Source organism: Frateuria sp. sgz306004, from assembly GCF_057750885.1.
The window spans coordinates 146768-160276 of record NZ_JBYLFE010000001.1; the positions used below are offsets into that span (position 1 = coordinate 146768).

Annotated in this window: 11 protein-coding genes and 1 pseudogene; 8 read left to right on the top strand and 4 right to left on the bottom strand. The window is 65.5% G+C overall.

Annotated elements, in window-relative coordinates; translation table 11 throughout:
* Positions 1-50 precede the first annotated feature (50 nt).
* Both AC3G2C_RS00630 and terL read right to left on the bottom strand, forming a co-directional pair.
* Positions 51-383 (bottom strand): annotated as a pseudogene (locus AC3G2C_RS00630) (glycoside hydrolase family 24 protein); the annotation flags it as partial.
* A gap of 725 nt (positions 384-1108) precedes the next feature.
* Entirely contained in the window at positions 1109-1723 is a 615-nt protein-coding gene (terL, locus tag AC3G2C_RS00635; RefSeq protein ID WP_488382672.1) for a phage terminase large subunit, read from the bottom strand.
* A gap of 355 nt (positions 1724-2078) precedes the next feature.
* Here terL and AC3G2C_RS00640 point away from each other — a divergent pair, with 355 nt between their 5' ends.
* The 6 genes from AC3G2C_RS00640 to nadD all read left to right on the top strand — a co-directional run bounded on the left by AC3G2C_RS00640 (position 2079) and on the right by nadD (position 9375).
* On the top strand, positions 2079-3761 hold the full coding sequence (locus AC3G2C_RS00640; RefSeq protein ID WP_488382673.1) for a PqiB family protein: 1683 nt from the start codon (positions 2079-2081) through the stop codon (positions 3759-3761).
* A complete protein-coding gene (locus AC3G2C_RS00645) occupies positions 3758-4369 on the top strand; it encodes a PqiC family protein (RefSeq protein WP_488382674.1) in 612 nt (203 codons plus the stop codon). The genes AC3G2C_RS00640 and AC3G2C_RS00645 overlap by 4 nt, the downstream gene beginning before the upstream one ends.
* Before the next feature lie 127 nt (positions 4370-4496).
* Positions 4497-7136 (top strand): leucine--tRNA ligase, encoded by a 2640-nt coding sequence (leuS, locus tag AC3G2C_RS00650; protein ID WP_488382675.1) that lies wholly within the window; start codon positions 4497-4499, stop codon positions 7134-7136.
* Positions 7137-7141: 5 nt separating this feature from the next.
* The gene (locus AC3G2C_RS00655) at positions 7142-7705 is read left to right on the top strand and encodes an LPS-assembly lipoprotein LptE (protein ID WP_488382676.1); all 564 of its coding nucleotides are present in this window, start codon (positions 7142-7144) and stop codon (positions 7703-7705) included.
* Positions 7706-7711: 6 nt separating this feature from the next.
* On the top strand, positions 7712-8719 hold the full coding sequence (gene holA / locus AC3G2C_RS00660; RefSeq protein ID WP_488382677.1) for a DNA polymerase III subunit delta: 1008 nt from the start codon (positions 7712-7714) through the stop codon (positions 8717-8719).
* Complete coding sequence (gene nadD / locus AC3G2C_RS00665; protein ID WP_488382678.1) at positions 8719-9375, top strand: nicotinate-nucleotide adenylyltransferase; 657 nt, start codon at positions 8719-8721, stop codon at positions 9373-9375. Before holA ends, nadD begins: the two co-directional genes overlap by 1 nt.
* A 5-nt stretch (positions 9376-9380) precedes the next feature.
* Here the strand turns inward: nadD and msrB are convergent, their stop codons facing one another.
* Together msrB and AC3G2C_RS00675 are read right to left on the bottom strand one after the other, a co-directional pair.
* Positions 9381-10001, bottom strand: coding sequence for a peptide-methionine (R)-S-oxide reductase MsrB (gene msrB / locus AC3G2C_RS00670; protein WP_488382679.1), 621 nt, complete (start codon positions 9999-10001; stop codon positions 9381-9383).
* Between the two features lie 27 nt (positions 10002-10028).
* Positions 10029-11750, bottom strand: coding sequence for a cytochrome c biogenesis protein DipZ (locus tag AC3G2C_RS00675; RefSeq protein ID WP_488382680.1), 1722 nt, complete (start codon positions 11748-11750; stop codon positions 10029-10031).
* A gap of 262 nt (positions 11751-12012) precedes the next feature.
* On the opposite strand from AC3G2C_RS00675, the gene AC3G2C_RS00680 reads away from it, so the two are divergent.
* Positions 12013-12537 carry an RNA polymerase sigma factor gene (locus tag AC3G2C_RS00680; protein WP_488383202.1) on the top strand — a complete coding sequence of 175 codons (525 nt, stop codon included), beginning with the start codon at positions 12013-12015 and terminating at the stop codon, positions 12535-12537.
* A 5-nt stretch (positions 12538-12542) separates the two neighbouring features.
* Entirely contained in the window at positions 12543-13202 is a 660-nt protein-coding gene (locus tag AC3G2C_RS00685; RefSeq protein WP_488382681.1) for an NrsF family protein, read from the top strand.
* The last annotated feature ends 307 nt before the right edge of the window (positions 13203-13509 follow it).

Below are 13509 nucleotides of genomic sequence, written 5' to 3' on the forward strand. Positions count from 1 at the left end.
GGCAGAGACGCCCACAGGGAGCGCGCACGGCTCACTGCGGAGTCGAAGCGACCAGCAACGATGTCGCTGTACGCGCCGCACTGCTTCAGGAGTCCGATACAGGCGAGGTCTTGGGAGCGTGGAGAGAAGTCGGGAAGCTTCAGTCAGGTCTTCAGGTCGTCCCAGGTGGCCCTGAGGAACTGATAGCGACCAGCGGCCGACGAGTTGATGTTGTATTTGGGCAGGTACACCAGCTTGCGCGGGTGATCCGCGTAGCTGTCGAAGGTGGCTCCGCCGACCAGAACGTTGTAGCCGTTCTGGCCGAGCTTGGAGGTTCCTTCGGAGTACCTCGGGACGTCGAAGAACGCGACGACGTTAGCGCCGCCCGCTTCAGTGGCGGACAGTCGAGTGGATGGATGATTGGTAACTCTCGGTTCCTTGCCGGCTCAATGACGCTGCTGTTGGGCGACGGGAGAATCGGAGGTGTTTTCTAGGAATTGTCCAATTGTTGACCGACTTGCCGCACGGCTACTTGTATACACACAAGGCGGACTGGCGGGCCCCGCTGCTAGCTTGCCTGTGCCCGGCGGAGGCATTCCGTCAAGTTGATAAGGAGTAGACTATGCGCGAACTGACAGCTAATGAAATCCAGGTGGTTGGCGGCGGCGGCTCTATCGGTGGCGACGTTGCTATTGGCCTCGCTATCGGTTGGAGTGCCGCAGTAACGGGAGCCGGGGTTGGTTTGGTGGCTGCTGGCCCTGTTGGCGGTCTTGCTGGTGGACTCGTTGGTTTTGTCGGCGGCTCTCTTGCGGGTATCGGGTATAGGCTCTGCCAGCGTTAAGACATCTTGTTGTCCTGAACGCAGCTTTGATTTTGTAACTGCTACGCTGGCACTGATGGAGTCGGTTGCTTCATCAGTGCCTCAGTGGACATGGATACGGAGCATGTATGGCTAAGCCGCTTCTGATGGCTCTCGCAATTCTCGCAGTCGTCGCCACGCTCTCTGCGTTCTACCTTCATGCGCACCTCCTTCTGATGTCTGCGGTAAACGCGGTTGGCGTTGTTGTCGCCGTGACTGTTTTTCACCGCATGAGCAGGAGGCGACGATTAGACGGCTAGATACATACCGTCAGAAGTTGTCGTAGAAGTTGTCGGGCTCGCGCGAACGCCCTAGGACGTAGTCCTCGAAGTCACGCAACGGCTGCTCGAACAGCTCCTCGTTGCGATGGTCTTCCTCACGGGTGACGTCGCGACCCAGTCGCTCGGTCCAATACTTGACGGCCATTGCGAGCGCGTCGAGTTGGTCGTCGTGGCGCAGAGCGCCTCGGTCGCGCGTGATGCGCGTCATCTGGTGGAACACTTGGAGCTGCGAGTCGTCCTTCTGGTCCGCGCGGAGAACTGCTGCATCCACCACGAGGCGATGCTGGTTCATCATGGGCTCCAGGGTGTCGATGATGCGACGCTCCTTCTGGCCGATGCTGCGGACTTCCTCCACCACACACGGGCAGATTCGACGAAGGACGGGTTCCAGCAGCTTCACGAACATGCCGTCACCGAAGTTACTCTCGACCAGGATCGTCTTCACCTTCTCGGCGCGTGTGATGTGCGCGATCTGCTCAAGCGCTGCGTCGTCGTAGCCACCCTTGATGCCCCCAGCGCGTCGAAGGAACACCATGCCCCGCAGCAGCTTCGCCACGGCATAGCCTGTTTCGTCTCCACCGCGTCCTGACGGGTCGATGGACATAACCGAACCCGTGCTCCTCCCCGTCCTTCGCGACGTACATAGTGCGATACAGGCGGTCTCCAGTGAATCCCACGGAAGGGATGTCTTGGTAGACGTACTCGGGGGCGAAGGACCGTATCACGCGGACGGGGGCGGCTTCACGGTCGATGTCCATGACCACCAGGTCATTGAGCTTCAGCGGGTAGCGCTCAGCGTCGGACAGGGTGGTGTCCAGCACGAACTGGAGCATGAATGGCACCCGAGTGACGCCTGAAAATGCCGAGGTGTCGCCAGAACGACACCCATAGCGTCACTTGTTAGACTAAGCCGTTGAATAGCTTGCTTGCGAAATGAATCTGGGATGGCAGGGACTTCGATGACTGACGACAACAAGCCGATCGGGGATGACCTGCCCGAACCCGTGGTCAAGCGACCGCGCATCAACGCCTCGCTGGTGTGGCTGGTGCCGATCATCGCGGCCCTGGTGGGCCTCTCGCTGGTGATCCACGCGTGGATCGAAGCGGGCCCCACCATCACCATCAGCTTCCTCAGTGCCGAGGGACTGGACCCGGGCAAGACGCCGGTGAAGTACAAGAACGTGGTGATCGGCCGCGTCACCAATGTGCGCCTGAGCGAAGATCGCTCCCGTGTGATCGCCAAGGTGGCGCTGGAGAAGAGCGCGCAGGGATTTGCCACGGCCGATACCCGCTATTGGGTGGTGCGCCCGCGCATTGGCCTCGGTGGCGTGTCGGGTATCGACACACTGCTGTCCGGTGCGTTCATTGCCGCGGATGTGGGGCAGTCGCAAGAGTCTAAGAGTGATTTCACCGGGCTGGAGGCGCCGCCGACGGTCACCCATGACGCGCCAGGCAAAACCTTCAACCTCCACACGGAGGATCTGGGCTCGCTGGATATCGGTTCGCCCGTGTATTACCGGCGCATCCAGGTGGGTCGCGTGTCGTCCTTCCATCTGGACGACGACGGCAAGAGCGTGAGCTTGCAGATCTTTGTGGACGCGCCCAACGATCAATACGTCACCACCGCCTCGCGCTTTTGGAACGCCAGCGGCGTGGATGTGTCGCTGGGTGCCGATGGCCTGAAGGTGAACACGCAGTCGTTGGCTACCGTGCTCGCGGGTGGCGTGGCCTTCCAGGACCCGCCGGGTCCGCACGACGCTACGCCGGCGCCACAGGATGCCGCGTACACATTGTTCAACGATCGCGCTACGGCCATGGCGCCGCCCGACGGCGAGCCCAAGTACATCCGTATGCGGTTCAACCAGTCGCTGCGCGGGCTGGCCGTGGACGCCCCGGTGGAGTTCCTGGGCGTGCCGTTTGGCCGCGTGGTGTCGGTGAACCTGGATTTCGATGAGAAAACCCAGACCTTCCCCACCATCGTGGGTGCGGTGGTCTATCCGGCACGGCTGGGCAAGGCGCATGACAAGCTGATGGCCCTGGCCAAGGCGCGCGGCGACGACGACCAGATGTCGCAGATGATGGGGCGTCTGGTCGAGCATGGCCTGCGCGCGCAGGCGCGCACCGGCAACCTGCTCACCGGCCAGCTCTATATCGCCATGGATTTCCTGCCCAAGGCGCCCAAGGTGGCGTTCGACGGCACGGCCAAGCCGCTGGAGATTCCCACGGCGCCGGGCGATTTCGAAAAAATCCAGGAGCAGCTCTCGGATATCGTGGCCAAGCTGCAGAAGGTGCCGTTCGACAGCATCGGCAAGAACCTCGATCAGTCGCTGGGCGAGCTCAACCGCACGCTCAAGCAGGTCAACACCAACGTACTGCCGGAAGTGACCCATACCCTCAAGGGTGCTCAGCAGACCTTGGGCAACGCCAATACCGCGTTCGCACCCGACTCGCCGCTGCAGCAGAACCTGGGCGGCACCCTGCAGGAACTGCAGCGCGCCGCGCGGTCGTTGCGCGTACTCACCGATTACCTGGGCGACCACCCGGACGCCTTGTTGCGCGGGCGCCGCGCCGACGACAAGCCGTTGCAGACGCCACCGCCGCCTCCGCCGCCGGGTACGCCGCCACAAGGGAGCAAGCCATGATTCTACGTACCCGAACCCTAAACCTTGGCGTGGCCCTGCTGGCGCTGGTCGCCGTTGCCTGCAGTTCGGTGCCGCCGGTGCGTTATTACACGCTGGTGCCGCCGGTCGGCGAAACGTCCGCTTCCACCACGGGCGGCTTCCAGTTCGAGTTGTTGCCGGTCGGCGTGCCGGCCCAGGTGGATCAGCCCCAACTGGTGGTGCGCCAGGGCGCCCAGGGCATTGCCGTGCTGCAAGGCCAGCGATGGATCGCGCCACTGGGTGACGAGGTGCGTGGGGCACTGGCGGCGGCACTGACTCGCGATTTTCACGCCCAGGATGTGAGCGGCCTGCCCAGCCAGGGCAAGAGCACGGTGCGCATCAAGGTGGACGTGCGTCGCTTCGACTCGGTGCCGGGCAGCGCGGCCTACGTGGATGCTGCCTGGAGCGTGCGTCCGCTGAAGGGCGGGGAGCCGCTGGCATGCACCAGCCGCATCAGCCAGCCGGTGGGTGAGGGGTATGACGCCCTGGTGCAAGGGCACCAGCAGGCGCTGGCCCAACTCGCCGGTCAGGTGGGGGCGGTGGCCTCGGCCATGGTGAACGGCACGGGCGCGCATTGCCCCGCCAACTAAGGCGCGTTGGCCGGCCGTTTTTGCGCCGTTTGGCGCGGATCGCCCCCTAATTCTGCTAGTCTGCCCAGTTCCCAAGCTGCCGCCGGAGAGGCCGGCGGCAGCCCGCAACACACATGGCGCCGGACACATGCAGGACATTCAGGATCAGGGTTCCCACGAGGGCAACGAGCAGGGCTATCAGCCGCAGGCGCTGGAAGTCGCCGCGCAGCAGTTCTGGCGCGAGCAGCGCGCCTACGAGGTGAAGGAAGATCCTTCGCGACCCAAGTTCTATTGCCTCTCCATGCTGCCGTACCCCTCCGGTGCGTTGCACATGGGCCATGTGCGCAACTACACCATCGGCGACGTCATCAGCCGTTATCAGCGCATGAACGGCAAGAACGTGTTGCAGCCGATGGGCTGGGACGCGTTCGGCCTGCCCGCCGAGAACGCTGCGATCAAGAACAAGACCGCGCCGGCCAAGTGGACCTACCAGAACATCGAGCACATGCGCGGCCAACTGCAGCGCCTGGGCTTTGCCTACGACTGGACCCGCGAGTTCGCCACCTGCCGCCCCGAGTACTACCGCTGGGAACAGTTGATGTTCACGCGGTTGATGAAAAAGGGCATGGCCTACCGCAAGAACGCGGTGGTGAACTGGGATCCGGTGGACCAGACCGTGCTCGCCAACGAACAGGTGGTGGACGGCCGCGGCTGGCGCTCCGGCGCGCTGGTGGAAAAGCGCGAGATCCCGCAGTGGTTCCTCAAGATCACCGACTACGCGCAGGAACTGCTCGACGGCCTGGACACGCTGCCCGGCTGGCCCGACGCGGTGAAGACCATGCAGCGCAACTGGATCGGCCGCTCCGAAGGGCTGGAGATCCATTTCGCGGTGGAAGGCGCCAGCGATCCGCTGACCGTGTTCACCACGCGCCCCGATACCTTGATGGGCGTGACCTTCGTGTCCATCGCAGGCGAACACCCACTGGCGATCGAGGCGGCCAAGAACAACGCCACGCTGGCGGCCTTCCTGGACGAGCTCAAGCACGGCGGCGTGTCCGAGGCCGAGCTGGAAACCCAGGAAAAGCGCGGCATGGCCACCGGCCTGAGCGCCATTCATCCGATCACCGGCGAAAAGGTGCCGGTGTGGGTCGCCAACTTCGTGCTCATGGGCTACGGCACCGGCGCCGTGATGGCTGTGCCCGGTCATGACGAGCGCGATTTCGAGTTCGCCCACAAGTACAGCCTGCCGATCAAGCAAGTGATTGCCGCCGGTGACGAGGCGTACGACGCGGCTCACTGGAAGGACTGGTACTCGGACAAGACCCGTGCCGACATGCGCGTGATCAACTCCGGCGCGCTGGATGGCAAGAACTACCGCGAGGCGTTCGACTTCCTCGCCAGCACGCTGGAAGGCGAGGGCAAGGGCCATCGTCGCGTGAACTGGCGCCTGCGCGACTGGGGCGTGAGCCGCCAGCGCTACTGGGGTTGCCCGATCCCGGTGATCTACTGCCCCACCTGCGACGCCGTGCCCGTGCCGGAAGACCAGCTGCCGGTGGTGTTGCCCGAAGACGTCGCGTTCTCCGGCGTGCAGTCGCCGATCAAGGCCGATCCGGCATGGCGCAAGACCACCTGCCCGCAGTGCGGCGGCGCGGCCGAGCGCGAAACCGACACCTTCGACACCTTCATGGAGTCGAGCTGGTACTACGCGCGCTACACCAGCCCGGGCGCACACGATCAGGTCGACGAGCGCGCCAATTACTGGCTGCCGGTGGACCAGTACATCGGTGGCATCGAGCACGCGATCCTGCACCTGCTGTACTTCCGCTTCTATCACAAGCTCATGCGTGACGCGGGGCTGGTGAAGGCCGATGAGCCGGCCACCAACCTGCTGTGCCAGGGCATGGTGATCGCAGAGACCTTCTACCGCGACAACGCCGATGGTTCGAAGGACTGGATCAACCCGGCCGACGTGGAGATCGAGCGCGACGACAAGGCCCGCGTGGTCGGCGCCCGCTCCAAGCAGGATGGCCAGCCAGTGAAGATCGGCGGCACCGAAAAGATGTCCAAGTCCAAGAACAACGGCATCGATCCACAGGCAATGGTGGACAAGTTCGGCGCCGATACGGTGCGCCTGTTCTCCATGTTCGCCGCGCCGCCGGAACAGTCGCTGGAATGGAGCGAAGCCGGCGTGGAAGGCATGGCGCGCTTCCTGCGCCGTTTCTGGCGCGAAGTGACCACGCATGCGGCCAACCCGGACCATCCGGTGGTGGACCCGTCCGCGCTCGACGCCGGCCAGAAGGCCCTGCGCCGCCAGGTGCACGAAACCATTCAGAAGGTGAGCGACGACCTGGGGCGCCGCCACGCCTTCAATACCGCCATCGCCTCGCTGATGGAGCTGCTCAACGCACTGGGCAAGTTCAACGACCAGAGCGACCAGGGCCGCGCCGTGCGCCATGAGGCGCTGGAAGTGATGGTGCTGCTGCTCAACCCGGTGGTGCCGCACGCGAGTCATGCACTGTGGCAGGTGCTGGGCCATGCCGAGGCCGTACTGGAAGATCAAGCCTGGCCCCAGGTGGATGCGGCAGCGCTGGTGCGCGATTCGCTCACCCTCGCGGTACAGGTGAATGGCAAGCTGCGTGGCACCATCGAGGTGGCCGCCAACGCCTCCAAGGAAGAAGCCGAGGCACTCGCTCGCGCGCATCCGCACGTGGCGGCCTTCCTGGAAGGGCAGACCATTCGTAAAGTGATCGTGGTTCCCGGCAAGATCGTCAACATCGTCGCAGGATGAAATCCATGAGCCGTGCTTTCAAAGCTTCGCTGCTGTTGATGTCCACCCTGGCCCTGGCGGCCTGCGGCTTCCATCTGCGTCAGAGCGTGGCGTTGCCGCCGGCCATGCAGAAGGTTCACGTGAGCGCGCCGAGCAGCCCCGATTTGCAGCGCCGCCTGGAGCGCTCGCTCGCCGCCTCGGGTGTTTCGGTGGAAGATCACGGCGGTGCTGGCATCGCGGAGTTCAACGTGCCCGTTTCGGCCTTCACCACCGATACGCTTTCGGTGAGCGGCGCGGCGCAAGTCACCGAATACACCGTGCGTTACCAAGTGCAGTTCGACGTGCACGATGGCGCCGGCCAGCCGCTGGTGCCGCATCAGCGCATCGATATGCAGCGCGAATTCAGTTACGACGCGACCAATACCATCGGTACGCAGGCCCAGGTGGACGCTATCCACAACAGCTTGTACGACGACATGGTCACGGCGATCCTGTTCCGCCTCGAAGCAGCCGGCAAGCATCCCGCGCAGACGGCTGCCGCGGCCGCCGCCGCCGAACCCGCCCCTGCCTCGGCCTCCAGCACGCACTAATCGCCGATGCCCCTCAACGCCGCCCAATGGCAGAAGGCGCTGGCCGCCGACCAGTTGCAGCCGGTCTATCTGTTGGCCGGCGAGGAACTGTTGGTGCTGGAAGCCGCCGATGCATTGCGGGCGCAGGCGCGTCGGCTGGGTTATGCCGAACGCGAAGTGCTCGACGTGGGCAATCATTTCGATTGGGATGATTTGGCGCGTGCGGCAGCCGGCATGTCGCTGTTCGCCACGCGCCGCCTGCTGGATCTGCGGTTGCCCACGGGCCGTCCGGGCACCGAGGGCGCCAAGGCTTTCGGCGAGTTCTGCGCCAATCCGCCGCCGGACGTGACCTTGCTGATCACCGCGACCGAGTGGAGCAGCAAACACGAGGGCGCCTGGACCAAGACCATCGACGCCACCGGCGCGCTGGTGGTGTTCAACGCACCGCGTCCCAACGAGTGGGCCAGCTGGATCGGCGGGCGGCTCGCCTCGCGCGGACTGTCCGCCACACCCGATGCCGCCGCGTTGCTCGCCGAACGTGTGGAGGGCAACCTGCTCGCCGCCGCGCAGGAGATCGACAAGCTGGTCGTGCTGCACGGCCAGGGCAAGATCGACGCGGCCGAAATGGAAAACCTGGTAGCCGATAGCGCCCGCTACGACGCCTTCAGGCTCACCGACGCCGCATTTGGCGGCGAAGGTCGCCGCGCCCTGCACATCCTGCATGGCCTGCATGCCGAGGGCGATGAACTCATTGCTCTGATGGGCTGGCTGGTCAATCAATTGCAACTGGCATTGCGCCTGGCCAATGCGCGGGATTTTGCCGCCCAGGCCAAGGCCGAGCGCCTGTGGCCGGCGCGCGAACAATTGTTCCGCAAGGCGCTGCGGCGCGCTCCGCGTGAGCACTGGCTGCAATGCCTGGCGCGAGCGGCGCGCATCGATCGCATGGCCAAGGGCCGCGAGCAAGGCGATCCCTGGCTGGAGGCGGAGCGTCTGATTGCCGCCATTGCCGAGCCGCGGGCCGCACAGGCACTGTGATGCATACGCAACGCCCGTTGGCTCTGTTTGGCGGTACCTTCGACCCCGTGCACCTGGGGCACCTCAGCGTGGCCTGGGAGGCCTCCGAGCTGCTCGATGCCGAAGTGCGCCTGATGCCGGCCAACGTGCCGCCGCATCGGCCCGCACCGCTGGCCACGCCCGAGCAACGCGTGGCGATGCTACGGGCGGCGCTGGAGCGTCAATCGCGACTCACTCTCGATACGCGCGAGCTCAAGCGCAGCGGTCCGTCCTACACCTACGACACCTTGTGCGAACTGCGGGGCGAGCAGGGCGACCGACCGCTGGTGCTGCTAATCGGCGCCGATGCGTTTGCGGGTTTGCGCAGCTGGCATCGCTGGCGCGAACTCTTCGATGTGGCGCATATCGGCGTGCTCAGCCGGCCGGGCGTGGAAGCGCAGATTCCCGCCGAGCTGGAGCAGGAGGTGGCTCCGCGTCGCGTGCACGAGGCTGGTGCCTTGCGTGCGTTGCCGGCAGGCCGGGTGATCGAGCTGGCGGTGACGCCGCTGGAGATTTCCGCCACGCGCATTCGCGAATTGCTGGCCGAAGGTCGCGATCCACGCTACCTGCTGCCTTGCGGCTTGTTCGACGATCCGGCGCTGCTGGCGCCGTATCGCGAGGCAGGCCCTTCGGCGTAGCCGATTCACGAGGTGCGCGGCACGAAACGCAGCGCCACCGAATTCATGCAGTAACGCAGCCCCGTCGGCGGCGGGCCGTCATCGAATACGTGCCCCAGGTGGCTGTCGCAGCCGGCGCAGCTCACGGCGGTGCGTTCCCAGCCAAAGCTGGTGTCACGCGTCTCGATGACGTTGGCCTTGGCGATGGGCTGCCAGAAGCTGGGCCAGCCGGTGCCGGAATCGAACTGCGTGGCCGCGTCGAACAGCGCCGTATCGCAGGCAGGGCAACGGTACAGCCCGGGCACCGGCGGCTTCTCGTGTGCGCCGCTGAAGGCCCGTTCGGTGCCGTTGCGACGCATCACCTCGTAGGCTTCATCGGTGAGCCGTTGATGCCATTGCGCATCGTTGAGCACCAGCTTGCGTACGTGGCAGGTGCCAAGGCGGTGGCCGTCGTCGGCGAAGCATTCCAGCAACACCTCTCCACCGGTGGCCGCTGGCGTGGCGGCCATCGCGGTACCACTGCCACTACTGCGGCGAAGCAAGCCGGGTAGCGCCAGCCAGCCTACGGCTGCGGCGGCGCTGCCAGTGAGTGCCGCGCGCAGGAAGCGGCGGCGTTCCAGTCGGGTAATGTCCTGCATGCGGGTCATGGCGACCTCCAGCGGAAGCTAAGCCGATCAACCGAAAGTGAAGGCGTAGGCGCGTACGCCAGGATCGAGGAAGGTGATCTCGAAGGTGCGCTCACCCGTGCCGTTGGCCTGACGCACCAACTGATAGAGACGCTGTGCGGTCACGGTGCCGTTGCCTTCGGCATCGATGTCCATGCCGTGATCGCCACCGGGCGCCTTGCCGTCGATGGTCACGCGAAAGCGCACGGGCTTACCGTCGTGATCCGGGCCCAGCACGAGGTGCAGGTCGCGGCCGCGGAAGCGATACACAATGCGCCCATTGGCGGCATCGAGCCGAGCGCTTTCATCGCGCACGGTCCAGCGGCCGTCCAATGCCCATTGATTGGCCATCAACGTAGCGGGCGCGTGATAGGTCCACGCATCGTCATGCGCCACCTGACCACCGGCGAAGTTTTCCGCGCGCGCATAGCCCACGTAGGTTTCCGGTGAGCGGGTGTCGTCGCCCGAGCCGGCGGCCTCGGCGCCCTGCGCGCCCGGCTGCACGTAGCCGCCCGGCAAATCCTTCTGGCCGGCCTCGGTGAGCAGCTGGCGGATCACGTCCTCACTCTGCGCGTATTCGCCTTCGCCGAAGTGGTGATGGCGAATACGGCCCTGCGCATCGACGAAGTAGTGCGCCGGCCAGTACTCGTTGTTGAAGCCCTTCCAGATGGCGTAGTCGTTATCCAGCGCCACCGGGTAATTCACGCCCAGGTCCTTCACCGCGCGCACCACGTTCTGCGGCTCCTTCTCGAAGGCGAACTCCGGTGCATGCACGCCGATCACCACCAGGCCGTGATCCTTGTACTTGTCGGCCCAGGCGCGTACGTAGGGCAGCGAGCGGATGCAGTTGATGCAGGAGTAGGTCCAGAAATCCACCAGCACCACTTTGCCGCGCAGCGCGCTGGCGGTGAGCGGCGGCGTATTGAGCCATTGCGTCGCGCCATCCAGCGACGGCAGCGTTCCTTCGACCGGCAGAGGTTCGCCCGCCTTCACGACGGGCTGCGGCGCAGGCGCCGGTCGCACGGCGTCGATCAGCTTTTGCTCGATGCCACCCGTGCTGGCCAGCGACACGCGGGTCAGCAGGCCGGTATCCAGCCCGAACGCGATCATCGCCACACCGGCCAACACCAGCACACCCAGGCCGCGGCGCACCCATTCGCCCGCGCCCAGCGAGCGCTTCATCACGGCAAACACGCGGCCGCCGATGGCCAGGGCCAGCGCCAGCGACGTGGCCGCACCAGCGGCGTAGGTGAGCAGCAGCAAGGTGGTTTGCACGCTGGCTCCGTTGAGGGCGGCGCCGGTGAGCAGCAGGCCCAGGATGGGGCCGGCGCAAGGCGCCCACAGCAGCCCCGTCGCCACGCCCAGGCCTGCGGCGGACCAGACCGACTCACCATCGGCCTCCGAGCGCTGCGAGAGCCGGTTACCCAGCGCCACGAAGGGGCGGCTGATCCATTCGGCAAGGTGGCTGGAAAGCAGGGTCAGGCCCAGCAGCGCCAGCACCACCATGGCCACGATGCGGCCGTACTGGTTGGCGCGGATGGCCCAGCCGCCGCCCACCGCTGCCAGGGTGGCCACCAGGGCGAAGGTCAGCGCCATGCCCAGCAGCATCGGTAAGCCATTGCGTGCGAACGGTCGGTCGGCGCGTGCGAACACAAAGGGCAGCACCGGCAGAATGCACGGGCTGAGGATGGTCAGCACACCACCGAGATAGGCGAGGATCAGCACGAGCATTTGGGCAGCGTCCTTAAGGGTTCGATGAGCTATTCGTTGACGGGTCCGGATCGGTTACCTGCCATCGGGAGGTAACGCCTCGCGCTGCTCGGGCGAATACCAGGGAGACTCCTCCTAACCTGCGCCCATGTCTTCCTGCTTGACCACTGCCGGCACGATGGTTCTAGATAGTGGCCTTTCCTTCTGGGCCAGGATCCCCGCCTCTGTGACCGATGCCGACCTCAGCGCCAGCGAATTGCCGGAACGGCGTCGTGCGGCCTGGATGGCGGCGGCCCAGGGGGGCGACCGCGTGGCTTACGAGCGCGTGCTGGGCGACTCCGTATCGTTGATTCGCGTCGCGGCGCGCCGGCAGGGCGTGCCAACCGACCAACTCGACGACGTGGTGCAGGAGACGCTCCTGACCGTGCACAAGGTGCGCCACACCTACGACCCCTCGCGCTCCTACGATGCGTGGCTCAGCGCCATCGCCACCCGGCGGGCCATTGACGCCCTGCGTAGCCAAGGGCGCCGGGGGCGGCGCGAATTGCACGATGAGCACGCCTATGACACGGCGCCCGAAGTGGACGACGCCACCGCGGCGACCGAGCGGCACCAAGAGGCACAGCGGCTGCGCGAGGCCATCGCCAGCCTGCCGCCGGGCCAGCGCGAGGCGATAGAGCAATTGGGTCTGAAAGAGCACTCGTTGGCGGAGGCCGCGGCGCAAACCGGACGCCAGAGCGGCGCCCTCAAGGTCAACCTGCACCGCGCCATGAAGGCGCTGCGTGCCCGTTTCCATGGAGATTCCTGAGCGTCATGGCCGAACCGCGACTCCCCGAGTCCATGATCCAGTCGCTGGGTGCGCAACTTACCCCGGTGCGGCGCCTGCCGCCGCCGTGGCTGCGCACGGCCGGCTGGTTGCTCGTGGTGGCCGTCGTCGCAGCGGGTCTGCTGATGCATTACGGCACGGAGCACATGCTGCATCGCTGGGCGCTGGAGCCGGACATTGCCGTGGCTGGCATCGGTGCCGTCATCACGGCGGTCTGCGCCGCCTGGGCGGCTTTCACGCTGGGCGTGCCCGGGCGTTCGCCGCATTGGGCATGGCTGCCCTTGCCTGGCTTGATGTTGTGGGTAGGCGCGAGCGGGCTGGGTTGCCTGCGTGACCTCGTGGCGCCCATTGCACCCGTGGCCAGCGCGCATCAGGCGGGCGATTGCCTGGTCTTCATCATCAGTTTTTCCGTGCCGCTGTCGGTATTGCTTATCGCGTTACTGCGTCGTGCATGCCCGCTGCGACCTGTGCGTACCGCAGTGATGATCGGCTTGGCCAGCGCCGCGGCATCGGCGGCGCTGCTGGAGATTTGCCATGGCTTTGCCGTGGCGGCCACTGACCTGCTGATGCATGGGCTGGCGGTGGGTATCGTGGTGCTCGCCAATGCCGCCATGGGCGGTCGGTTGCTGCAACCCGCACTCAAATAGCCGCATCGTCCCGCCCTTGCCGTGTTGTTGCGTTGCGACAATTCTTCTTGGTCACAAAGACGCGTCGGCACGGCGAGCCGAGAGAACCGCCGCGTTTAGACCCCTGCAATTCATCCTCGGTGCGGGCACTCAACAAGAGCCCCTGTGAGCACCGCAGCAATCGAGCATCGACATGGGTCGTTGTCGATATTCTGGCTGAACGCCGATTGATGCACGCCACGTTTCCTTGGCATGTGCGGGTATACGCTTGCGCCGATCCGGGCCTCTGATCAAGGTGGGTGCCTGGTGGTGGATGTAGCAGCGCGGA

Bases quoted from the DNA above. Each gene is read 5' to 3' on its own strand.
- terL (WP_488382672.1), bottom strand. From the start codon at position 1,723: ATGTCCATCGACCCGTCAGGACGCGGTGGAGACGAAACAGGCTATGCC.
- AC3G2C_RS00640 (WP_488382673.1), top strand. From the start codon at position 2,079: ATGACTGACGACAACAAGCCGATCGGGGATGACCTGCCCGAACCCGTG.
- AC3G2C_RS00645 (WP_488382674.1), top strand. From the start codon at position 3,758: ATGATTCTACGTACCCGAACCCTAAACCTTGGCGTGGCCCTGCTGGCG.
- leuS (WP_488382675.1), top strand. From the start codon at position 4,497: ATGCAGGACATTCAGGATCAGGGTTCCCACGAGGGCAACGAGCAGGGC.
- AC3G2C_RS00655 (WP_488382676.1), top strand. From the start codon at position 7,142: ATGAGCCGTGCTTTCAAAGCTTCGCTGCTGTTGATGTCCACCCTGGCC.
- holA (WP_488382677.1), top strand. From the start codon at position 7,712: ATGCCCCTCAACGCCGCCCAATGGCAGAAGGCGCTGGCCGCCGACCAG.
- nadD (WP_488382678.1), top strand. From the start codon at position 8,719: ATGCATACGCAACGCCCGTTGGCTCTGTTTGGCGGTACCTTCGACCCC.
- msrB (WP_488382679.1), bottom strand. From the start codon at position 10,001: ATGACCCGCATGCAGGACATTACCCGACTGGAACGCCGCCGCTTCCTG.
- AC3G2C_RS00675 (WP_488382680.1), bottom strand. From the start codon at position 11,750: ATGCTCGTGCTGATCCTCGCCTATCTCGGTGGTGTGCTGACCATCCTC.
- AC3G2C_RS00680 (WP_488383202.1), top strand. From the start codon at position 12,013: ATGGCGGCGGCCCAGGGGGGCGACCGCGTGGCTTACGAGCGCGTGCTG.
- AC3G2C_RS00685 (WP_488382681.1), top strand. From the start codon at position 12,543: ATGGCCGAACCGCGACTCCCCGAGTCCATGATCCAGTCGCTGGGTGCG.